The organism is Halomonas sp. THAF12 (assembly GCF_009363675.1).
In the GTDB taxonomy this organism is placed as follows: Bacteria; Pseudomonadota; Gammaproteobacteria; order Pseudomonadales; family Halomonadaceae; genus Halomonas; species Halomonas smyrnensis.
This window is the reverse complement of record NZ_CP045399.1, coordinates 3,267,472-3,288,269: the sequence shown is the minus strand read 5'-3', so window position 1 is coordinate 3,288,269 and position 20,798 is coordinate 3,267,472. Positions and strand designations below refer to the sequence as shown.

The following is a 20,798-nucleotide window of genomic DNA, read 5'->3' as shown; positions in this document are numbered from 1 at the left end:
AGGCTGAATCCCCCCATGTTCGGTTTTTTCAAGCGCAAGAAGAAGCAGCAAGAGCAGCAGCAGGAGCCCCGGCAGGCCCCCGAGGTCGAGCAGGAGGAGGCGCCGGATGCCGCGACGGCCGAGCCGGAGGCCGAGACGCCGAGCGAGGCGCAGCCCGCCCCGGCGACCGAGTCCGCCCCCGTCGCCGAGCGCGACGATGAATCCGCAGCGTCCACCGCGCCCGAGCCGGCCGTCGAGCCCGAACCGGCCGGGGAGCCCGAGCCCCCCGCGGCAGACGCCGAACCCGCGCCCGTCGAGGCGCCTGAAGCGCCCCGGGCCGCCGACGTCGACCCCGAGGCGTCCGCGCCCGAGACACCCGAGGCGGCAGACGCCGAGCCGGCCGCGGCGTCCGATGCAGAACCCGTCCCGTCGCCAGCCGAGCCGGCATCCGAGCCCGAACCCGAACCCGAACAGGCCGCCGCGCCCGAGCCTGCGGTCGAGCCGGAGCCAGAACCGGAGCCCGAGCCCGAGCCCGCTCCTGCGCCGGTGGAGCAGCCCAGGGCCGAGACCCGCGAGAAGCCCAAGGGCAAGAAGAAGGGCCTGTTCGCGCGCATGCGCGAGGGGCTGGGCAAGACCCGCGCCAACCTGACCGAGGGGCTCGCCGGCCTGTTTATGGGCCGCAAGCAGATCGACGACGATCTGATGGAAGAGCTCGAGACCCAGCTGCTGATGGCGGACGTGGGCATCGAGGCCACCACCGAGATCATCGACCGGCTCACCGACCGCGTCTCGCGCAAGGAGCTCAAGGATCCCGAGGCGCTCTACCAGGCGCTGCAGGAGGAGCTGGCGACCCTGCTCGACGGCGTCACCGCGCCGCTGGCGCTGCCGCCCAAGGGCGAGGGCCCGTTCGTGATCCTGGTGGTCGGCGTCAATGGCGTCGGCAAGACCACCACCATCGGCAAGCTGACCCAGCGCTTCCAGCGCGAGGGCCGCAGCGTGATGCTGGCCGCCGGCGATACCTTTCGCGCCGCCGCGGTGGAGCAGCTCAAGGTCTGGGGCGAGCGCAACGACGTGCCGGTGGTGGCGCAGCACACCGGCGCCGACAGCGCCTCGGTGGTCTACGATGCCCTGGCCGCGGCCCGCTCCCGCGGCGTCGACGTGCTGATCGCCGATACCGCCGGCCGGTTGCACAACAAGGCCCACCTGATGGAAGAGCTCAAGAAGGTGCGCCGGGTGATGGCCAAGCTCGACCAGCAGGCCCCCCACGAGGTGATGCTGGTGCTGGATGCCGGCACCGGCCAGAACGCGCTGTCCCAGGCGTCCACCTTCAACGAGGCGGTGCCGGTCTCCGGCATCACCCTGACCAAGCTCGACGGCACCGCCAAGGGCGGCGTCATCTTCGCCCTGGCCCAGCAGCTGGGCACGCCGATCCGCTTCATCGGCGTCGGCGAGACCCTGGACGATCTGCGTCCCTTCGATGCCCGGGAGTTCGTCGACGCCCTGTTCGACCGCGACGACGCCTCGGCATGATCGCCTTCGAGCACGTCGGCAAGCGCTACGGCGGGCGCTTCGAGGCGCTCGCCAATCTCGACTTCCGCGTGCGCCGCGGCGAGATGGTGTTTCTCACCGGCCACTCCGGGGCCGGCAAGAGCTCGCTGCTGCGGCTGCTGATGCGCCTGGAGCGGCCCAGCCGCGGGCGCATCCTGGTCGCCGGCCATGACATCGACCGCCTGCATCACAGCCAGGTGCCGTTCTACCGGCGCCAGATCGGCGTGGTGTTCCAGGATCACCAGCTGCTGTTCGACCGCTCGATCTATCACAACGTGGCGCTGCCGCTGGAGATCCAGGGCGCCGAGCCGCGCGAGGCGGCCCGCCGGGTGCGCGCCGCGCTGGACAAGGTCGGGCTGCTGCATCGCGAGAAGGCGCTGCCCATCGAGCTCTCCGGCGGTGAACAGCAGCGCGTGGGCATCGCCCGGGCGGTGGTCAACAAGCCGTCCCTGCTGCTCGCCGACGAGCCCACCGGCAACCTGGACCCCCAGCTGTCGGCGGACATCATGCGGCTGTTCGAGGACTTCCACCGCATCGGCACCACGGTGATGATCGCCAGCCACGATCTGGCGCTGATCGCCCGGCTGCGCCACCGTACCCTGCGCCTCAGCGAGGGGCGCCTGGTCGCCGACGAGGAGGCCTCATGAGCCGTGACACGTCCACGCGCCGCGGCGCCCGTGCACAGCGCCCTTCCTCCGGCGGCCGCTGGCGCGGCTGGCTGCGCCACCATCGCGCCATGGCGCTGGACAGCGCTCGCCGGCTGCTGCGCCACTCCCTGAGCAGCCTGCTGACCATGCTGGCCATCGCCATCGCCCTGGTGCTGCCGGCCGGGCTGTGGCTGACCCTGGACGGCGCGCGGCTGCTCGACGCCGAGCTCGACGAGAGCGCGACCCTCACCGTCTATCTGCAAGAGCGCGTCGGCGATGCCGAGGCGGGGCGCATCGTCGAGGCCCTGGCCGCCCATGACGGCGTGGCCGACACGCGACTGATCACCGCCGACGAGGGCATGGCCGAGTTCCAGCAGGCGCTGGGGCTGGAGGATGCCCTGGCGCGGCTGCCGGGCAATCCGCTGCCGGCCAGCGTGGTGATTCGCCCCGACGACCCGTCGCCGGCGGCGGTCAAGCGCCTGGCGGGCGGCCTGGAGGACATGGCCGGGGTCGAGGAGGTGCGCCTGGACCTGGCGTGGCTGGAGCGGCTCGGCCAGCTGGCCGAGCTGGGCCGCCGGGTCGGCCTGGGGCTCGCGGTGCTGTTCGGCCTGGGGGTGCTGCTGGTGGTCGGCAACACCGTTCGCCTGGCGGTGGAGAACCGGCGTCAGGAGATCGAGGTGGTGACCCTGATCGGCGCCACCCACGCCTTCGTGCGTCGCCCCTTCCTCTACAGCGGGGCCTGGTACGGGCTGGGCGGCGGGGCGCTCGCCTGCCTGCTGCTGACCCTCGGCGGCAACTGGCTGGCCACGCCGATCGCCGCACTGGCGGCCAGCTACGGCGCGGGTTTCACGCTGCCGGGGCTGGGGTTCGCGGGGTCGGCAATCCTGCTCGGCTGTAGTACACTGCTGGGCTGGCTGGGCGCCTGGATCGCCGTGAGTCGCCACCTGGCGCAGATCCGGCCCCGCTAGCGAAGCATTTTCGAATCGGGAATACTGCGGAACCAAATCGGTAAGCCGCTATCCAATGCGGCGACTCGGGTTCCAAGTACGGGTTTCCATACGAGGGATTCCACACACGGGCTTCAACGGAGACATTTTGCACATGAGCACCAGTCTTCTGCCGGTGGGCCACCTTTCCCCGGGCCACGACCTCAACGGCTATATCCAGGCGGTGAACGGCATTCCCATGCTGACCGTCGACGAGGAGCGTGACCTGGCCTTCCGTCTGCACGACGAAGGCGACCTCGAGGCGGCTCGCCGTCTGGTAATGTCGCATCTGCGCTTCGTCGTACACATCGCGCGCAGCTATTCCGGTTATGGCCTGGCTCAGTCCGATCTGATCCAGGAAGGCAACGTCGGCCTGATGAAGGCGGTCAAGCGCTTCGACCCGCGCCAGGGCGTGCGCCTGGTGTCCTTCGCCGTGCACTGGATCAAGGCCGAGATCCACGAGTTCGTGCTGCGCAACTGGCGGATCGTCAAGATCGCCACCACCAAGGCCCAGCGCAAGCTGTTCTTCAACCTGCGCAGCGCCAAGAAGCGCCTGGCCTGGCTGAACACCGACGAGGTCGAGGCCATCGCCAAGGACCTCGACGTCAAGCCCGAGGTCGTGCGCGAGATGGAGGGCCGCCTGTCCGCCCACGATGCCGGCTTCGACGCCGCCCCGGGCGAGGACGAGGAGACCGCCTACCAGGCGCCGGTCCACTATCTGGACGACGCCAGCCAGGACCCGGCGACCCAGCTCGAGGACAGCGACTGGGAGGCCGACGCCACCCGCCGCCTTCAGATGGCGCTGGAGGGGCTCGACGAGCGCTCCCGCGACATCCTCCAGCAGCGCTGGCTGAGCGACGACAAGTCGACCCTGCACGAGCTGGCCGACGTCTATGGCGTGTCCGCCGAGCGCATCCGTCAGCTCGAGAAGAACGCCATGAAGAAGATCAAGCAGCAGATCGGCGAGACGCTCGCGGCCTGACAGCGCCAAGCGCCGAGCTACAAGCGCCGAGCTACAAGCAAAACCCCCGAAGGCTTCCACCTTCGGGGGTTTTTGCGTTCATCCTGCTGGAGATCACGCTGCTGACTTGCAGCTTGCAGCTTGCAGCTTGCAGCTTGCAGCTTGCAGCTTGCAGCTTGCAGCTTGCAGCTTGCAGCTTGCAGCTTGCAGCTTGCAGCTTGCAGCTTGCAGCTTGCAGCTTGCCGCTAGGCCGACTGTACCGCCTCGCGCAGCAGCCCTGCCGACAGCACCGGCCACTGGTCGTCCCAGTGCGCGGTGGGCAGGTGGCGGAAGTCGCTGCGCACGTACTGGGCGATGCGCCCCTCGACCTGGGCGACCAGCAGGTTGGCGGCGGCCGGAATCGGCAGCGACGGGCGACGCCCCTCGCGCAGTTCCGCCTCCCGCAGCACCTGCTTGAGCTGGGTCTCGAGGCGTTCGAACAGCTGGTGGATGCGCTGGCGCAGCCGCGCCGTCTCGCCGGTCAGGGCGTCGCCGCCGAGCAGCCGCGACAGGCCCGGGTTCTTCTCGGCGAAGGCCAGCACCAGGGTGAGGATCTGGCCGCAGCGAGGCAGCGCCTCGGGCACTTCCTCGAGGATGCGGCCGATGCGTTCGAACAGCGTCTGTTCGATGAACTCGATGAGCCCCTCGAACATGCGTGCCTTGCTGGGGAAGTGGCGGTAGAGGGCGGCTTCGGAGACGCCGACCTGTCGCGCCAGGGCGGCGATGGTGATGCGCTTGCCGCTGTCTTCCTCCAGCATCAGCGCCAGCCCCTGGAGGATCTGCTCCCGGCGGCTGGGAGTGTGAGTTGCCTGCGTCATGATGTTCTTTTCTTGTCGGTCCTTGATAAGAGGGGCAGCCGGGGCCGAGGCCCCGGCGTCATCATCGGTTCGCGTTGGTGATCAACGTGCCCACTCCCGCGTTGGTGAAGATCTCCAGCAGGGTCGCATGGGGCACCCGGCCGTCGACGATGTGAGCGCTTGCCACGCCGCCCTTCACGGCGTCCAGCGCGCAGCGGATCTTCGGCAGCATGCCGCCATGAATGGTCCCATCGGCGATCAGGGCGTCAACTTGAGCGGTGGTCAGCCCGGTGAGCACCTCGCCCTCGGCGTTCATCAGCCCGGAGACGTTGGTCAGCAGCATCAGCTTCTCGGCGTCCAGCGCCTCGGCCACCTTGCCGGCCACCAGGTCGGCATTGATATTGTAGCTGCGCCCGGCCTCGTCGACGCCGATCGGCGCGATCACCGGAATGAAATCGCGCTCGGCGAGCATCTCGATCAGGTCGGTGGAGATATGCTCCACCTCGCCGACGTGGCCGATGTCGATGATCTCGGAGGCCGCCATGTCCGGCGTCTGCTGTTCGACCCGGAGCTGGCGGGCGCGGATCTGGCCGCCGTCCTTGCCGGTCAGGCCGATGGCCTTGCCGCCGCTCTGGTTGATCAGGTTGACGATGCCCTTGTTGACCAGCCCGCCCAGCACCATCTCGACCACGTCCATGGTCTCGGCGTCGGTGACCCGCATGCCGTTGACGAAGCGCGACTCGATCTTGAGCTTGCCGAGCAGGTCGCCGATCTGCGGGCCGCCGCCGTGGACCACCACCGGATTGATGCCGACCTCCTTCATCAGCACCATGTCGCGGGCGAAGGAGTCGATCAGGGTGTCCTCGGTCATGGCGTTGCCGCCGTACTTGACCACCACGGTCTTGCCGGAGAAGCGCTGGATGTAGGGCAGGGCCTCCGAGAGCACCTCCACTACCTGGCGCGGGTCGCGGTTCTGTTCGCTCATGTCTTCCTTCCTGGTCGTGTCTTTGTCGTGGCTCACAGCGCCAGCTCGAGGTCCGGGGCCACCTGGGCGAGGGCGTCGGCGAAGCGGGCGCGGATGCGCTCGAGCGCCGCGTCGCTCTTGCCCTCGAAGCGCAGCACCAGCACCGGCGTGGTGTTGGAGGCGCGGCACAGGCCCCAGCCGTCCGGATAGTCGACGCGGATGCCGTCGAGGGTGGTCTTGATGCCATCGTCGCCGAAGTCGCCTTCCCGGGCCAGTCGCGCCACCAGCTCGAACTTGGTCTCGTCGGTGACGGCGACGTTGATCTCCGGGGTGCCGATGTCCTGCGGGTAGCGGTCGAAGAAGGCGTCGGCGTCTTCTGCATGACGCGACAGCACCTCCAGCAGCCGGGCGGCGCCGTAGAGGCCGTCGTCGAAGCCGTACCAGCGCTCCTTGAAGAAGATATGGCCGCTCATCTCGCCGGCCAGCTGCGCGCCGGTCTCCTTCATGCGCGCCTTGATCAGCGAGTGGCCGGTGCGCCACATCTCCGGGGTGCCGCCGGCCTCATCGATGACGCGGGCCAGGTTGCCGGTGCACTTGACGTCGAAGATCACCCGCGCGCCGGGGTTGCGCTCGAGCATGTCCTCGGCGAAGGCCATCATCAGGTGGTCGGGGTAGATCAGTCGGCCCCGGGGCGTGATCACGCCCAGGCGGTCGCCGTCGCCGTCGAAGGCCAGGCCGATGTCGGCGTCGTGCTCGCGCACGGCGCGGATCAGGTCCTCGAGGTTCTCGGGCTTGCCCGGGTCCGGATGATGATTGGGGAAGGTGCCGTCGATCTCGGCGAACAGCGGGATCGTCTCGGCGCCCAGGCGCTCGACCAGCTCGGGGCCGAGTTCGCCGGCCACGCCGTTGCCGCAGTCCACCACCGCCTTGAGCGGGCGGGCCAGGGCCACGTCGCCGAGGATGCGCTCGAGATAGGCCTCGCGCACGTCCTGCTCGTGCACCTCGCCGGCGCCCTCGGCCAGCTCGCCTTGCTCGATGCGGCGGTGCAGGTCGGTGATCGCCTCGCCGGACAGCGTCTCGCCGCCGAGCACGATCTTGAAGCCGTTGTAGTCCGGCGGATTGTGGCTGCCGGTGACCATCACGCCGGAGGCGGTGCCGTCCAGCACGTGGGTGGCGAAGTAGAGCGCCGGCGTCGGCACCATGCCGATGTCGATCACGTCGCAGCCGCTGGTGGTCAGGCCGCGGACCAGGGCGTCCTTGAGCCGCGGGCCGGACAGGCGGCCGTCGCGGGCCACCAACACCCGGTGCTCGCCGCGGGCGAGGGCGGCGCTGCCGATGGCCCGGCCGATGCCCTCGACGCCGGCCTCGGTGAGGGTGTCATCGACGATGCCGCGGATGTCGTAGGCGCGGAAGATCGAGGCCGGGGCCTGGCGAGAGCTGTCCTGTGTCATGTCGCTCGTCATCCTGGTGGGGGGAAAGGGCGGCGTCAGTGTCGGCCTTAAGCGTCAGTGGCGACCGGGGGGCGTCAGTGGCGCCCGGAGTGGCCGAAACCGCCGTCGCCGCGCAGGCTCTCGTCGAAGTCGTCGACCAGCTCGAGCTCGGCCTGCACCACCGGCACCAGCACGTACTGGGCCAGGCGCTCGAAGGGCTCGAGGGTGAAGGTGGTGCCGCCGCGGTTCCACACCGAGATCATCAGCTCGCCCTGGTAGTCGGAGTCGATCAGCCCGACCAGGTTGCCGAGCACGATGCCGTGCTTGTGGCCGAGCCCGGAGCGGGGAAGGATCATGCCGGCCAGGCCCGGATCGGCGATGTGGATGGCCAGGCCGGTGCGCACCAGCTGGCAGTCGCCGGGCTCGATGACCAGGGGCTCGTCGAGCAGGGCGCGCAGGTCCATGCCGGCGGAGCCCTGGGTGGCGTAGTGGGGCAGGTGGTCGCGCATCCGCTCGTCGAGCAGCTTGACGGCGAGGCGGGGGCGGTCGGCGGAGGTCGGCATGGTGTGGCTTCCAGAAATATAGAACGGTAAAAGACGAACGGCGTCGGGGATCAGTCGGCGTCGCCGGCCGACGAGGCCAGGCGCGCCAGCGCGCGGCGGATCACGGCCTCGGCAAGCTCGGCCTTGGGCTGGGGCGGCAGGTCGGCCTGGCCGGTGGTGCCGCCCTCGCGCCACAGCAGCAGGGCGGCGTTGTCGTCGGCGCCGAAGCCGAGCCCGGCGCGGGAGACGTCGTTGGCCACCACCATGTCGAGCCCCTTGCGCGCGAGCTTGTCGTGGGCGTAGGCGGCGAGGTCCCGGGTCTCGGCGGCGAAGCCGACGACGAAGGGGCGGTCGGCGCGCGCGGCGACCGCGGCGATGATGTCGGGGTTCTTGACCAGGCGCAGGGTGAGGGTGTCCTCGCCGTCCTGCTTCTTGAGCTTGTGCTCGGCCGGCGCCTCGGCGCGGTAGTCCGCCACCGCGGCGCAGCCGATGAACAGGTCGCAGTCGCCGGCCAGGCGCTGGGCGGCGTCGTGCATCTCCCGGGCGCTTTCCACGTCGACGCGCGTCACGCCCGCCGGGGCGGGCAGCGCCACCGGGCCGCTGATCAGCGTCACCCGGGCGCCGAGGGCGGCGGCGGCGGTGGCCAGGGCGTAGCCCATCTTGCCGGAGCTGTGGTTGGAGAGGTAGCGCACCGGGTCCAGCGGCTCGCGGGTGGGGCCGGCGGTGATCACCACGTGCAGGCCCTCGGCGGGGCGGTCGGCGGGCGCGCTCAGGGCGGCGAGGATGGCGTCGGGCTCGAGCATGCGGCCGGGGCCCACGTCGCCGCAGGCCTGGTCGCCGCTGTCCGGGCCCAGCAGTGTCCAGCCGTCCTCGGCCAGCCGGCGGGCGTTGCGGGCGGTGGCCGGCTGGCGCCACATGGCCTGGTTCATGGCCGGGGCCATGGCCTTGTCGGCGTCGCTCGCCAGGCACAGGGTGGTGAGCAGGTCGTCGGCGTGGCCGTTGGCCAGTCGCGCCATCAGGTCGGCGGTGGCCGGGGCGATCAGGATCAGGTCGGCCCAGCGGGCCAGCTCGATGTGCCCCATGCCGGCCTCGGCCTCGGGGTCGAGCAGCGAGGTGCGCACCGGCTCGCCGGTCAGCGCCTGCAGCGTCAGCGGGGTGATGAAGGCCTGGGCGCCGTCGGTCATCACGACGCGCACCTCGCAGCCGGCCTGCTTGAGCAGGCGGGCGAGCTGGGCGCTCTTGTAGGCGGCAATGCCGGCGCTGATGCCGAGCAGAACGCGGCGTGGAAGGGCTGTCGACATGGTCGTATCCGCGGGTGAATCCGGCCGTCTACCTTACCATTCGGCCGCACCCTTGCGTAGCCGCGCTCCTTTGCTCTCCTCCTCGGTCAAGCGCCACGGGGCTGATCCGTCATCGAGTCTCCGAGGAGGCGCTGTGAACCCATCCCTGGGCGCTACCGATGCCGTCCATGGCATAGGACCTCCTCTTCGACTCGCTGCCGGCGCCCCTGGTGCTGCGGCCGATGCCCGATCGCGCGCCTCGACTACAATGACATCGTGAAAAGGCGGGCAGGGAGGCCGGGATGTCGATTCGTGACTGGCCGGAGGGCGAGCGCCCCCGGGAGAAGCTGCTGGCGCTGGGCTCGGAGGCGCTCTCCGACGCCGAGCTGCTGGCGATCTTCCTGCGCGTGGGCGTGACCGGGCGCTCGGCGGTGGACCTGGCCCGCGACCTGCTGTCGGCCTTCGGCGGCCTGCGGCCGCTGCTGGAGGCCGATCGCAGGCGCTTCTGCGCCGAGCGCGGGCTGGGCGAGGCCAAGTTCGTGCAGCTGCAGGCCACGCTGGAGCTGTCACGGCGCCACCTGGCCAGCCAGCTGGCGCGGGAGGACGCGTTGACCTCGCCGTCGCTGGTGCGTGCCTACCTGGCCTCGCGGCTGCGCCATCTCGGCCACGAGGAGTTCGCGGCGCTGTTCCTCGACAGCCAGCATCGGGTGATCCGCTTCGAGTCGCTGTTCCGCGGCACCCTCGACAGCGCCTCGGTGTATCCCCGCGAGGTGGCGCGCCGCGCCCTGGAGCTGGGCGCCGGGGCGATCATCTTCGCCCACAACCACCCCTCCGGGGTGGCCGAGCCCAGCGATGCCGACCGGCGCATCACCGAGCGTCTCAAGGAGGCGCTCGGGCTGTTCGAGATCCGGGTGCTGGATCATTTCGTGGTCGGCGACGGCGAGGTGGTGTCATTCGCCGAGCGAGGGCTGCTATAATCCGCCGCGATCAAAATCCGCAGACGCAGTCGTGCTCGCCCGAGACTGGCCCCGAGGCCACGTTGGCCGGCGATGTCGCTGCACATTTCTGCACGTCGCTTGTCTGGCAACGTTGACTCTGGTATAAAGTGCAGCCTTTGAATTCCCTTGGGTCAAATGACAGCGGGGTCGTCCCGGTTTTGCCCGACAGGTTTTGAACAATCAGGTATTCGTACCTGGCCAAGCGGTTGGAGGCTCTCATGTCCAAAGTATGTCAGGTTACCGGCAAGCGCCCGGTGACTGGTAACAACGTTTCACACTCCCAGCGCAAGACGCGTCGTCGTTTCGTGCCGAACCTGCACAGCCACCGTTTCTGGGTGGAGTCCGAGAAGCGCTTCGTCAAGCTGCGCGTCTCCTCCAAAGGCATGCGCATCATCGACAAGAAGGGCATCGAAGCGGTGCTCGGCGACATTCGCAAACGCGGCGAAACCGTCTAAGCGTTTCCATAAGGGAGAAGACTCATGCGTGACAAGATTCGTCTGGTGTCCAGCGCCGGTACCGGCCACTTCTACACCACCGACAAGAACAAGCGGAACACTCCTGACAAGATGGAGATGAAGAAATTCGATCCGGTTGTTCGCAAGCACGTGATGTACAAGGAAGCCAAGATCAAGTAAGTCGGGATCCCCGCGGTTCCCGAGATCGCTTCCGCCGCAGGCCTCGGCCTGTCCTCAAGAACCCGGCCCGATGGTCGGGTTCTTGCGTATGATCGCCGCACGCCGCCGATAGCAGGTCGTTCCATGCCCGAGTTGCCCGAAGTCGAGACCACCCGGCGCGGCATTGCCCCGCACGTGGAAGGCCGCGAGATCACCGAGGTGATCGTGCGCCAGTCCCGCCTGCGGGTGCCGGTGCCGGACGACCTGGTCGACCGCCTGGTGGGCGCGCGCATCGGTCCGCTTGCGCGTCGTGCCAAGTACCTGTTGATCCCCGTGGAAGGCGACGGCGGCACGCTGCTGTGGCATCTCGGCATGTCCGGCAGCCTGCGCGTCGCCCGGGTCGGCGAGCTGCCCAAGAAGCACGACCACGTCGACCTGGTGCTCGACGACGGCGCGGTGCTGCGTTACCACGACCCGCGGCGCTTCGGGTTCGTCGACTGGCTGGCCGGCGACGCCGAGCACGACGCGCGTCTCGCGAAGCTGGGCCCGGAGCCGCTCTCCGAGGCCTTCGACGGCGGGCGGCTGTACGAACTGTCGCGCCGGCGGCGCATGGCCGTGAAGCCCTTCCTGATGGACAATGCCGTGGTCGTCGGTGTCGGCAACATCTACGCCGCCGAGGCACTGTTCCTGGCCGGCATCGACCCCCGTCGCGCCGCCGGGCGCATCTCGCGCGAGCGCTACGACCGCCTGGCGGCCGCGGTCAGCGAGGTGCTGGCCGCCGCCATCACCCAGGGCGGCACCACCCTGCGCGACTTCGTCAGCGGCACCGGCGAGCCGGGCTACTTCGCCCAGCGGCTCAACGTCTACGGCCGCGACGGCGAACCCTGCCGGCGCTGCGGCGCCGAGCTGCGCCTGGTGACCCTGGGCCAGCGGGCCAGCGTCTTCTGCGGCGAGTGCCAGACCTGAGCGCCGCCACCCGATTCCGATGACCGGGCCCAAGGCCGGCATCCCCCGAACGTCCCTGCGACGCCCACGAAGCGACGCCCACGACCTCCATGATGAGAGCCACGACATGACCGCCCTACGCTCACTGCGCCTGAAGAAGAACGCCGATCGCCGCCTCAAGGCGGGACATCTCTGGCTGTACTCCAACGAGATCGACACCCGGGCCACGCCGCTCAAGGACTTCGCCCCCGGCGAGCAGGCCCAGGTCGAGGCCGCCAACGGCAAGGCGCTGGGCGTGGCCTACGTCAACGCCCACTCGCTGATCTGCGCGCGCCTGGTGTCCCGCGATCCGGGCATGCAGCTCGACCGCTCGCTGCTGGTTCATCGCCTGAACCAGGCCCTGGCCCTGCGCCAGCGCATGTTCGACAAGCCGTTCTATCGCCTGGTGCACGGCGAGGGCGACCTGCTGCCGGGGCTGATCATCGACCGCTTCGGCGACGTGCTGGTGGTGCAGCTCAACACCGCCGGCATGGAGGCCCAGCTCGAGCCGCTGCTCGACGCCCTGGACAAGGTCGTCTCGCCGAGCGCCGTGGTGCTGCGCAACGACACCTCCGGCCGCCGTCAGGAAGGCCTCGAGAGCCGGATCGAGGTGGTCAAGGGCACGCTGCCGGAGGCGGTGGAGCTCGAGGAGAACGGCGTGCGCTTCGTCGCCCCGGTGCTCGACGGCCAGAAGACCGGCTGGTTCTACGACCACCGCGTCAACCGCGCCTGGCTCAACCAGCAGGTGGCCGGCAAGCGCGTGCTCGACCTGTTCAGCTACGTCGGCGGCTGGGGCGTGCAGGCCGCCGCCAGCGGTGCCAGCGAGGTGCTGTGCGTGGACGCCAGCGCCCCGGCGCTGGAGCGGGTCGCCGACAACGCCGCCCTCAACGGCCTGCACGAGCAGGTGGCGGTGGGCGAGGGCGATGCCTTCGAGGCCATGGCCGCGCTCAAGGCCGACGGCGAACAGTTCGATGTGGTGATCCTGGACCCGCCCGCCTTCATCAAGAAGCGCAAGGACACCACCGCCGGCGAGCGCGCCTACGGCAAGCTCAACCGCGAGGCCATGCGCCTGCTCGGCCGCGACGGCCTGCTGCTGTCGGCCTCCTGCTCGATGCATCTGGCGCCGGAGCGCCTGGTGGACACCGTGCGCGGCGCCGCCCGCCACCAGGATCGCCACGCCCAGATCCTGTTCCAGGGCCACCAGGGCCCGGATCACCCGGTGCACCCGGCGATCCCCGAGACCTCCTACCTCAAGGCCCTCGGCGTGCGCGTCTTCCGCGATTGATCGAGGCCCGATGAAGCGGGGCGCGCCATCCGGCGCGCCCCGTTTTTCCTGACCGCGAGTGCCCATGAACGACTTCGCCTTCGTCCGCGTCTTCTCTCACACCAATCCGCTGCTGGTCGGCCACGTGGCCAACCTGCTGGAGGTCGCCGGCATCCCCGTCGAGCGGCGCAACCTGACCCTGGGCGGCGGCGCCGGCGAGCTGCCGCCGGGGGAGTGCGAGCCCGAGGTCTGGGTCGCCCCCCACAATCGGGTGCGGGCCGAGGCATTGATCCACGAGGCCCTCGACGGCCGCGAAGACCGCCCGGCCTGGACCTGCCCCGGCTGTGGCGAGCGGCTGGAAGGCGCGTTCGACGCCTGCTGGAACTGCGGCGGCTCCCGGCCCTGATGCCGGGCGCCTCGGGCCGAGGTCTGGTCGTCGAGGGAATTGTGGCGTGAACCCCTTCTGGCAGAACGACGTCCTGTGTCGCTCGGCACTTTCCTGAAAATCCTGTCTTTTGAAGCGCGCCCGTCTGCGTGATCGTTCTGCTGTGCTGTAATGAGGTGGTGAGCCATTCTCATCCATCGGCCAACCGCGGAGGATCGTCATGCAGATCGCCGTTCCGAAGGAAATCAAGAACCATGAATACCGCGTCGCCCTGACGCCCAGCGGCGCCCGCGAGCTGATCGGCCGCGGCCACGCGGTGGTCGTTCAGGCCGGCGCCGGCGAGGGCGCGGGCTTTTCCGATGCCGACTACGAGGCCGCCGGGGCGCGCCTCGAGCCCGACGTGGCCCGGGTATGGGCCGAGGCCGAGCTGATCCTCAAGGTCAAGGAGCCCCAGCCGGAGGAGGTCGCACGGCTCTCGAAGGGGCAGACGCTGTTCACCTACCTGCACTTGGCCGCCGAGCAAGAGCTGACCCGTGGGCTGATGGAAAGCGGGGCCACCTGCCTCGCCTACGAGACCATCACCGCGGCCGACGGCGGGCTGCCGCTGCTGGCGCCGATGAGCACCGTGGCGGGCCGCATGGCGGTGCAGGCCGGCGCCCACAGCCTGGAGAAGGCCCAGGGCGGCGCCGGCGTGCTGCTGCCTGGCGTGCCCGGCGTGGCGCCGGCGCGGGTCACCGTGATCGGCGGCGGCGTGGTCGGCGAGAACGCCGCCCGCATGGCGCTGGGACTGGGGGCCGAGGTGACGGTGCTGGACAAGTCCATCCCGCGCCTCGAGACCCTCGACGACCGCTACCAGGGGCGCATGAAGACCGTGTTCTCCACCGCCGACGCCCTCGAGGAGGCGGTGCGCGAGTCCGACCTGATCATCGGCGCCGTGCTGGTGCCCGGCGCCGCCGCGCCCAAGCTGATCACCCGTGCCATGCTGGCGGAGATGAAGCCGGGCAGCGTGCTGGTGGACGTGGCCATCGACCAGGGCGGCTGCTTCGAGACCAGTCGGCCGACCACGCACGCCGAGCCGACCTACGTGGTCGACGGCGTGGTGCACTACTGCGTGGCCAACATGCCCGGCGCGGTGGCGCGCACCTCGACCCAGGCGCTGACCAACGCCACCCTGCCGTTCGTCGTCGCCCTGGCCGACAAGGGCTGGCGGCAGGCGCTGGCCGACGACGCCCACTTCGCCGCGGGGCTCAACGTCCACGACGGCCAGCTGACCTATCGCGCCGTGGCCGAGGCCTTCGGGCTCGACTACGTGGAGGCCGGTCGGCTGATCGGCTGATTCCCGTTACCGAGTCGATGGCTGGCGGGCGCCGGGGATAAGGCGGAGCGAGGGTTTTTGCCATGGACGGCAAAAGTAGCGCCCAGGGAGGGGGTCACAGCGCCTCCTCGTAGACCTGTCGCCGGATCAGCCCGCGGGCGGCCTCAGGCAGGTCGCCTTGGCCGGGGCGCCGCGTTACCATAGCGGGCATTCGAGAGTCAGCTGAGTCCCGCTTTCATGACCGCATCGTCCGACAAGACCCGTGTGCTGACGGGCATCACCACCACCGGCACGCCCCACCTCGGCAACTACGTCGGGGCCATCAAGCCCGCCATCGCGGCGAGCCAGGACCCGAGCGTCCAGTCCTACTACTTCCTCGCCGACCTGCACGCGCTGATCAAGTGCCAGGACCCCAAGCGGGTCCAGCAGTCGCGCCTGGAGATCGCCGCCACCTGGCTGGCGCTGGGGCTCGATACCGACAACGCCATCTTCTATCGCCAGTCGGACATCCCCGAGATCGGCGAGCTGAACTGGATGCTGTCCTGCGTCTGCGCCAAGGGTCTGATGAACCGCGCCCACGCCTACAAGGCGGCGGTGGCGGAGAACGAGGAGGCCGGCAGCCCCGACCCCGATCGCGGCATCACCATGGGCCTGTTCGGCTACCCGGTGCTGATGGCGGCGGACATCCTGATGTTCAACGCCAACAAGGTGCCGGTCGGCCGCGACCAGATCCAGCACATCGAGATGGCGCGTGACATGGGCGGGCGCTTCAACCACCTGTTCAAGGGGCAGTACTTCACCCAGCCCGAGGCGGTGGTGGACGAGCGGGTCCAGGTGCTCAACGGCCTGGACGGTCGCAAGATGTCCAAGAGCTACGAGAACACCATTCCGCTGTTCGTCTCCGAGAAGAAGCTTCTGAAGCTGGTGCGCAAGATCAAGACCAACTCGCTGGAGCCCGGCGAGCCCAAGGACCCGGACACCTGCACCCTGTTCCAGATCTACTCGGCCTTCGCCAGCGCCGAGGAGACCGCGGCCATGCGCACCGAGTACGAGAACGGCATCGGCTGGGGCGACGCCAAGAATCGCGTCTTCGAATACCTGAATGCCCACCTGCGCGAGCCCCGCGAGCGCTACCAGGCGCTGCTGGAAGACCCCGGCCATATCGAGGCCGTGCTGAAGCAGGGCGCCGAGCGCGCTCGGGCCGAGGCCGCGCCCTTCATGGACCGCCTGCGCAAGGCGGTCGGCCTGGGCCAGTTCGTCTAGCCACGGTGCCCCAAGGTTGAGATCCACAACGGCGCCTCCGACCCTGGTCGGGGGCGCCGTTGTGGTAGAGTACGCCCCAAGGCGCCGCAGAGCGCCACGGCCCGCATTCCCGACATGGAAAGAGAGAACTTGATGACCAGCGAAGCCAAGCGCCCCCTCTATGTGCCCTACGCCGGGCCGCCTCTGCTCGAAATGCCCCTGCTCAACAAGGGCAGCGCCTTCACCCGGGAGGAGCGCTTCGAGTTCAACCTCGTCGGCCTGCTGCCGCAGAACGTCGAGACCATCGAGGAGCAGGCGGAGCGGGCCTATCGCCAGTATCGCCAGTGCCAGACCGACCTGGATCGCCACATCTACCTGCGCGCCATCCAGGACGACAACGAGACCCTGTATTTCCGCCTGGTCTCCGAGCATCTCGAGGAGATGCTGCCGATCATCTATACGCCGACGGTCGGTCAGGCCTGCGAAGAGTTCTCCAACATCTACCGCAATCACCGCGGCCTGTTCGTGTCCTACCCCGACCGCGACCGCATGGACGACATCCTGCGCAGCGCGACCAAGGACAACGTCAAGGTGATCGTGGTCACCGACGGCGAGCGCATCCTCGGCCTCGGTGACCAGGGCATCGGCGGCATGGGCATCCCGATCGGCAAGCTGTCGCTGTATACCGCCTGCGGCGGCATCAGCCCGGCCTACACCCTGCCGATCCAGATCGACGTGGGCACCAACAACCAGACCCTGCTCGACGATCCCATGTACATGGGCTGGCGCCATCCGCGTATCTCCCAGGAGGAGTACAACGCCTTCATGGCCGAGTTCATCACCGCCGTGAAGCGTCGCTGGCCGAACGTGCTGCTGCAGTTCGAGGACTTCGCCCAGGCCAATGCCCTGCCGCTGCTCGACCGCTACCGCGACGAGCTGTGCTGCTTCAACGACGACATCCAGGGCACCGCCTCCGTCTGTGTCGGCACCCTGATGGCGGCCTGCAAGGCCCGCGGCGAGACCGTCAGCGACCAGCGCGTGGCGGTGGTCGGTGCCGGTTCGGCCGGTTGCGGCATCGCCGAGCAGATCGTCGTGGCCATGCAGACCGAGGGCCTGTCCGAGGCCGAGGCCCGCGAGCGCATCTACATGGTCGACCGCGAGGGCCTGGTGACCGGCGACCAGGACTGGCTGCGCGACTTCCAGCGTCGCCTGGCCCAGGAAGTGACGCTGGTCGCCGACTGGGACGGCCAGTCGCTGCTGGAGGTGGTCAAGCGGGTCAAGCCGACCGTGCTGCTCGGCGTCAGCGGCCAGCAGGGCATCTTCACCGAAGAGGTGATCCGCACCATGCACGCCGGCTGCGCCTCGCCGCTGGTGATGCCGCTGTCCAACCCGACCTCCCGCGCCGAAGCGGTGCCGGCGGACGTGATCCGCTGGACCGACGGCCAGGCCATGGTCGCCACCGGCAGCCCCTTCGCCCCGGTGGAGCACGACGGTCGCTCCTACCCGATCGCCCAGTGCAACAACGCCTATATCTTCCCCGGCATCGGCCTCGGCGTGGTGGCGTCCGGCGCCAAGCGCATCACCGACACCATGCTGATGGCCGCCTCCCGGGCGCTGGCCGACGCGGCGCCGGTCGCCAGGACCGGTGAGGGCGCGGTGCTGCCGGCGCTGGCCGACATCCGCGAGCTGTCCAAGGCGATCGCCTTCGAGGTGGGGGCCGAGGCCCAGCGCGAGGGCGTGGCGCTGAAGTCCGACGAACAGACCCTGCGCCACGCCATCGAGCGCAACTTCTGGACGCCGGAGTATCGCGCCTATCGTCGCCGCTCCTTCTGAGGCCGCTGGGCGAGCTCAAGAACGAACGCGCACAAGAAAGCCCCCGCCGGTGACCCGGCGGGGGCTTTTTCATGGTGCTGTGGCATCAGCGTATCAGGCCGAACCGCCTAGGCGGCCCCGTCAGGCCGAACCGATCATCTTGCGCAGCACGTAGTGCAGGATGCCGCCGTGGCGGTAGTACTCCAGCTCGTTGGCGGTGTCGATGCGGCACAGCGCCTCGAGGGTCTGCTCGCCCTTGTCGCTCTCGATCGTCACCTCGACCCTGCCGCCCGGGGCGAGATCGTCGAGGCCCTTGATGGAGACGCGCTCGTCGCCGGTCAGGCCCAGGGTCTCGCGGGTCTCGCCCTCGGGGAACTGCAGCGGCACCACGCCCATGCCGATCAGGTTGGAACGGTGGATACGCTCGTAGGACTCCGCCAGCACGGCGCGCACGCCGAGCAGCCGGGTGCCCTTGGCGGCCCAGTCCCGGGAGGAGCCGGTGCCGTATTCCTTGCCGGCGATCACCACCAGGGGCGTGCCTTCCTGCTGGTACTGCATGGCCGCGTCATAGATGGCCATCTGCTGGCCGGAGGGCACGTGGCGGGTCTCGCCGCCGACCACGCCGTCGAGCATCTCGTTCTTGATGCGCACGTTGGCGAAGGTGCCGCGCATCATGATCTCGTGGTTGCCGCGCCGCGAGCCGTAGGAGTTGAAGTCCACCGGCTTGACGCCGCGCTCCTGCAGGTAGCGGCCCGCCGGGCTGTCGGGCTTGATGGCACCGGCCGGCGAGATGTGGTCGGTGGTCACCGAGTCGCCGAGCATGGCCAGCACGTGGGCGCGGTGGACGTCCTCGGTGGGGGCGGGGTCGCGGCCCATGCCGTCGAAGAACGGCGGGTGCTGGATGTAGGTGGAGGCCTCGTCCCACTGGTACACCTCGCTCTCGGGGACGTCGATGGCCTTCCACACCTCGTCGCCCTCGAACACCTCGGCGTACTCCTTGCGGTACATCTCGGTGCGGACCTTCTCCACCGCCTCGGCGATCTCGGCCTGGGAGGGCCAGATGTCCTGCAGGTAGACCGGCTTGCCGTCGCGGTCGATGCCCAGCGGGTCGCGGGCCAGGTCCTTGCGCACGTTGCCGGCCAGGGCATAGGCCACCACCAGGGGCGGCGAGGCCAGCCAGTTGGTCTTCACCTGGGGATGGACGCGGCCCTCGAAGTTGCGGTTGCCGGACAGCACCGAGGCCACGGTCAGGTCGCCGTCGGTGATGGCCTGCTCGATCGGGCCGGGCAGCGGGCCGGAGTTGCCGATGCAGGTGGTGCAGCCGTAGCCGACCAGGTTGAAGCCCAGGGCGTCGAGGTCGTCCTGCACGCCGCCGGCGGCCAGGTAGTCGGTGACCACCTTGGAGCCGGGGGCCAGCGAGGTCTTGACCCAGGGCTTGGTGTCGAGGCCGCGCTCCCGGGCGTTACGCGCCAGCAGGCCGGCGGCCATCATCACGCTGGGGTTGGAGGTGTTGGTGCAGGAGGTGATGGCGGCGATCACCACCGCGCCGGGGTCGAGGCGGAAGGCCTCGCCCTCGAGGTCGACCTGCTGGCTGTCGTGGTGCTCGTAGCTCTCCTCGATGCCGACCGCGGTCTGGCCGCCCTCGGACATCAGCTTGCCCTTCTCGGAGGGCGCCTCGAGCGGCTTGCCGTCGTCTTCCATCACCTTGGCGAAGGCCGTCGGCATGTCGGCCAGGTTGACGCGGTCCTGGGGCCGCTTGGGGCCGGCCAGGCTGGCCTCGACGTCGCCCATGTCGAGCTCGAGGGTATCGCTGAAGACCGGCTCGGCGCCGGGTTCGCGCCACAGGCCCTGGGCCTTGCAGTAGGCCTCGACCAGGGCGATCTGCTCCTCGTCGCGGCCGGTCAGGCGCATGTAGGTGAGGGTCTCGTCGTCGACCGGGAAGAAACCGCAGGTGGCGCCGTATTCCGGGGCCATGTTGGCGATGGTGGCGCGGTCGGCCAGCGGCAGGTCCTTGAGGCCGTCGCCGTAGAACTCGACGAACTTGCCGACCACGCCGCGGCTGCGCAGCATCTGGGTCACCGTCAGCACCAGGTCGGTGGCGGTGATGCCCTCGCGCAGCTTGCCGGTGAGCTTGAAGCCCACCACCTCGGGGATCAGCATCGACACCGGCTGGCCGAGCATGGCCGCCTCGGCCTCGATGCCGCCGACACCCCAGCCGAGCACGCCCAGGCCGTTGATCATGGTGGTGTGGGAGTCGGTGCCGACCAGGGTGTCGGGATAGGCGAAGGTCTTGCCGTCCTCCTCCCTGGTCCACACCGTCTTGCCCAGGTACTCGAGGTTGACCTGGTGGCAGATGCCGGTGCCCGGCGGCACCACGCGGAAGTTGTCGAAGGCCTGCTGGCCCCAGCGCAGGAACTCGTAGCGTTCGCGGTTGCGCTCCATCTCGATGGCGACGTTGTCCTTGAAGGCGCTGGGATCGCCGAAGTGGTCGACCATCACCGAGTGGTCGATCACCAGGTCGACCGGCGACAGTGGGTTGATGCGCGAGGGCTGCTCGCCGAGGGTCTCGACCGCGGCGCGCATCGAGGCCAGGTCGACCACGCCGGGCACGCCGGTGAAGTCCTGCATCAGCACCCGGGCCGGGCGGTAGCCGATCTCGCGATCGGACGAGGCGGTCTTCTGCCAGTCGACCAGCGCCTGCATGTCCTCGCGCTCGACGCCTTCCTGATCGGCGAAGCGCAGCTGGTTCTCGAGCAGGATCTTCAGCGTCATCGGCAAACGCTCGATGTCGCCCAGCGTCTCGGCGGCCTTGGGCAGGCTATGGTAGTGGAAGGTGGTGCCGGCGGCGTCGAGGGTCTGCAGCGTCTCCGGTAGGGACGAAGTGCTCATGGGGTCCTCCTGTCACGGCGGGTAAGATCGAACCATCCTGGTCCGCTATAGATTACATGGTCATGATAGATGGCCTTTTCAACCATCGCGCCGACGCTGACCCCGGCGCCCTTGAAAAGACG

Annotated in this window: 19 protein-coding genes; 13 read left to right on the top strand and 6 right to left on the bottom strand. The window is 69.4% G+C overall.

The features are described from left to right. Nucleotides 1-15: 15 nt before the first annotated feature. The 4 genes from ftsY (at nt 16) to rpoH (ending at nt 4,142) form a co-directional block, all read left to right on the top strand. Nucleotides 16-1,509, top strand: a complete 1,494-nt coding sequence (gene ftsY / locus FIU88_RS15200; protein ID WP_152479771.1) for a signal recognition particle-docking protein FtsY — start codon at nt 16-18, stop codon at nt 1,507-1,509. Beyond that, nucleotides 1,506-2,174, top strand: a complete 669-nt coding sequence (ftsE, locus tag FIU88_RS15195; protein ID WP_016856557.1) for a cell division ATP-binding protein FtsE — start codon at nt 1,506-1,508, stop codon at nt 2,172-2,174. Before ftsY ends, ftsE begins: the two co-directional genes overlap by 4 nt. Beyond that, nucleotides 2,171-3,142, top strand: a complete 972-nt coding sequence (ftsX, locus tag FIU88_RS15190) for a permease-like cell division protein FtsX (protein WP_016856556.1) — start codon at nt 2,171-2,173, stop codon at nt 3,140-3,142. The genes ftsE and ftsX overlap by 4 nt, the downstream gene beginning before the upstream one ends. A gap of 133 nt (nt 3,143-3,275) precedes the next feature. Beyond that, entirely contained in the window at nt 3,276-4,142 is an 867-nt protein-coding gene (gene rpoH / locus FIU88_RS15185) for an RNA polymerase sigma factor RpoH (protein WP_016856555.1), read from the top strand. A gap of 224 nt (nt 4,143-4,366) precedes the next feature. Here rpoH and slmA read toward each other — a convergent pair whose 3' ends face one another. From slmA to coaBC, 5 genes are all read right to left on the bottom strand, one after another. Next, a complete protein-coding gene (gene slmA, locus FIU88_RS15180; protein WP_152479770.1) occupies nt 4,367-4,978 on the bottom strand; it encodes a nucleoid occlusion factor SlmA in 612 nt (203 codons plus the stop codon). 61 nt (nt 4,979-5,039) lie between these two features. Continuing rightward, nucleotides 5,040-5,942: an acetylglutamate kinase gene (gene argB, locus FIU88_RS15175; RefSeq protein ID WP_152479769.1), complete on the bottom strand. Its 903-nt coding sequence runs from the start codon at nt 5,940-5,942 to the stop codon at nt 5,040-5,042. A 32-nt stretch (nt 5,943-5,974) separates the two neighbouring features. After that, nucleotides 5,975-7,372 carry a phosphomannomutase/phosphoglucomutase gene (locus FIU88_RS15170; protein ID WP_152479768.1) on the bottom strand — a complete coding sequence of 466 codons (1,398 nt, stop codon included), beginning with the start codon at nt 7,370-7,372 and terminating at the stop codon, nt 5,975-5,977. A gap of 74 nt (nt 7,373-7,446) precedes the next feature. Further along, nucleotides 7,447-7,914, bottom strand: a complete 468-nt coding sequence (gene dut / locus FIU88_RS15165; RefSeq protein WP_152479767.1) for a dUTP diphosphatase — start codon at nt 7,912-7,914, stop codon at nt 7,447-7,449. A 50-nt stretch (nt 7,915-7,964) separates the two neighbouring features. Continuing rightward, nucleotides 7,965-9,194, bottom strand: coding sequence for a bifunctional phosphopantothenoylcysteine decarboxylase/phosphopantothenate--cysteine ligase CoaBC (gene coaBC, locus FIU88_RS15160; RefSeq protein ID WP_152479766.1), 1,230 nt, complete (start codon nt 9,192-9,194; stop codon nt 7,965-7,967). 281 nt (nt 9,195-9,475) lie between these two features. Between coaBC and radC the strand changes: the two genes are divergently transcribed. The 9 genes from radC (at nt 9,476) to FIU88_RS15115 (ending at nt 17,808) form a co-directional block, all read left to right on the top strand. Beyond that, a complete protein-coding gene (gene radC, locus FIU88_RS15155; protein WP_016856549.1) occupies nt 9,476-10,150 on the top strand; it encodes a DNA repair protein RadC in 675 nt (224 codons plus the stop codon). Between the two features lie 239 nt (nt 10,151-10,389). Further along, nucleotides 10,390-10,626 carry a 50S ribosomal protein L28 gene (gene rpmB / locus FIU88_RS15150; RefSeq protein ID WP_035592734.1) on the top strand — a complete coding sequence of 79 codons (237 nt, stop codon included), beginning with the start codon at nt 10,390-10,392 and terminating at the stop codon, nt 10,624-10,626. A 24-nt stretch (nt 10,627-10,650) separates the two neighbouring features. Beyond that, the gene (gene rpmG / locus FIU88_RS15145) at nt 10,651-10,806 is read left to right on the top strand and encodes a 50S ribosomal protein L33 (protein WP_016856547.1); all 156 of its coding nucleotides are present in this window, start codon (nt 10,651-10,653) and stop codon (nt 10,804-10,806) included. A 123-nt stretch (nt 10,807-10,929) separates the two neighbouring features. Then, nucleotides 10,930-11,751, top strand: a complete 822-nt coding sequence (gene mutM, locus FIU88_RS15140; RefSeq protein ID WP_152479765.1) for a bifunctional DNA-formamidopyrimidine glycosylase/DNA-(apurinic or apyrimidinic site) lyase — start codon at nt 10,930-10,932, stop codon at nt 11,749-11,751. Between the two features lie 106 nt (nt 11,752-11,857). Beyond that, complete coding sequence (locus FIU88_RS15135) at nt 11,858-13,054, top strand: class I SAM-dependent rRNA methyltransferase (RefSeq protein WP_016856545.1); 1,197 nt, start codon at nt 11,858-11,860, stop codon at nt 13,052-13,054. Nucleotides 13,055-13,118: 64 nt separating this feature from the next. Continuing rightward, a complete protein-coding gene (locus FIU88_RS15130; RefSeq protein ID WP_152479764.1) occupies nt 13,119-13,439 on the top strand; it encodes a DUF2007 domain-containing protein in 321 nt (106 codons plus the stop codon). Nucleotides 13,440-13,638: 199 nt separating this feature from the next. Continuing rightward, a complete protein-coding gene (gene ald, locus FIU88_RS15125) occupies nt 13,639-14,754 on the top strand; it encodes an alanine dehydrogenase (RefSeq protein ID WP_152479763.1) in 1,116 nt (371 codons plus the stop codon). Nucleotides 14,755-14,970: 216 nt separating this feature from the next. Beyond that, entirely contained in the window at nt 14,971-15,996 is a 1,026-nt protein-coding gene (locus FIU88_RS15120; protein ID WP_016856542.1) for a tryptophan--tRNA ligase, read from the top strand. A gap of 132 nt (nt 15,997-16,128) precedes the next feature. Further along, nucleotides 16,129-17,808, top strand: coding sequence for an NAD-dependent malic enzyme (locus FIU88_RS15115; RefSeq protein WP_016856541.1), 1,680 nt, complete (start codon nt 16,129-16,131; stop codon nt 17,806-17,808). A 120-nt stretch (nt 17,809-17,928) separates the two neighbouring features. Here the strand turns inward: FIU88_RS15115 and acnA are convergent, their stop codons facing one another. Next, complete coding sequence (gene acnA / locus FIU88_RS15110; RefSeq protein WP_152479762.1) at nt 17,929-20,676, bottom strand: aconitate hydratase AcnA; 2,748 nt, start codon at nt 20,674-20,676, stop codon at nt 17,929-17,931. Between the last annotated feature and the right edge of the window lie 122 nt (nt 20,677-20,798).

Coding starts and splice junctions, on each gene's coding strand:
- acnA (WP_152479762.1), bottom strand. CDS start 20,676: ATGAGCACTTCGTCCCTACCGGAGACGCTGCAGACCCTCGACGCCGCC.
- argB (WP_152479769.1), bottom strand. CDS start 5,942: ATGAGCGAACAGAACCGCGACCCGCGCCAGGTAGTGGAGGTGCTCTCG.
- slmA (WP_152479770.1), bottom strand. CDS start 4,978: ATGACGCAGGCAACTCACACTCCCAGCCGCCGGGAGCAGATCCTCCAG.
- radC (WP_016856549.1), top strand. CDS start 9,476: ATGTCGATTCGTGACTGGCCGGAGGGCGAGCGCCCCCGGGAGAAGCTG.
- FIU88_RS15170 (WP_152479768.1), bottom strand. CDS start 7,372: ATGACACAGGACAGCTCTCGCCAGGCCCCGGCCTCGATCTTCCGCGCC.
- ftsX (WP_016856556.1), top strand. CDS start 2,171: ATGAGCCGTGACACGTCCACGCGCCGCGGCGCCCGTGCACAGCGCCCT.
- FIU88_RS15115 (WP_016856541.1), top strand. CDS start 16,129: ATGACCAGCGAAGCCAAGCGCCCCCTCTATGTGCCCTACGCCGGGCCG.
- ald (WP_152479763.1), top strand. CDS start 13,639: ATGCAGATCGCCGTTCCGAAGGAAATCAAGAACCATGAATACCGCGTC.
- mutM (WP_152479765.1), top strand. CDS start 10,930: ATGCCCGAGTTGCCCGAAGTCGAGACCACCCGGCGCGGCATTGCCCCG.
- rpmG (WP_016856547.1), top strand. CDS start 10,651: ATGCGTGACAAGATTCGTCTGGTGTCCAGCGCCGGTACCGGCCACTTC.
- FIU88_RS15135 (WP_016856545.1), top strand. CDS start 11,858: ATGACCGCCCTACGCTCACTGCGCCTGAAGAAGAACGCCGATCGCCGC.
- FIU88_RS15120 (WP_016856542.1), top strand. CDS start 14,971: ATGACCGCATCGTCCGACAAGACCCGTGTGCTGACGGGCATCACCACC.
- FIU88_RS15130 (WP_152479764.1), top strand. CDS start 13,119: ATGAACGACTTCGCCTTCGTCCGCGTCTTCTCTCACACCAATCCGCTG.
- rpoH (WP_016856555.1), top strand. CDS start 3,276: ATGAGCACCAGTCTTCTGCCGGTGGGCCACCTTTCCCCGGGCCACGAC.
- ftsE (WP_016856557.1), top strand. CDS start 1,506: ATGATCGCCTTCGAGCACGTCGGCAAGCGCTACGGCGGGCGCTTCGAG.
- rpmB (WP_035592734.1), top strand. CDS start 10,390: ATGTCCAAAGTATGTCAGGTTACCGGCAAGCGCCCGGTGACTGGTAAC.
- coaBC (WP_152479766.1), bottom strand. CDS start 9,194: ATGTCGACAGCCCTTCCACGCCGCGTTCTGCTCGGCATCAGCGCCGGC.
- dut (WP_152479767.1), bottom strand. CDS start 7,914: ATGCCGACCTCCGCCGACCGCCCCCGCCTCGCCGTCAAGCTGCTCGAC.
- ftsY (WP_152479771.1), top strand. CDS start 16: ATGTTCGGTTTTTTCAAGCGCAAGAAGAAGCAGCAAGAGCAGCAGCAG.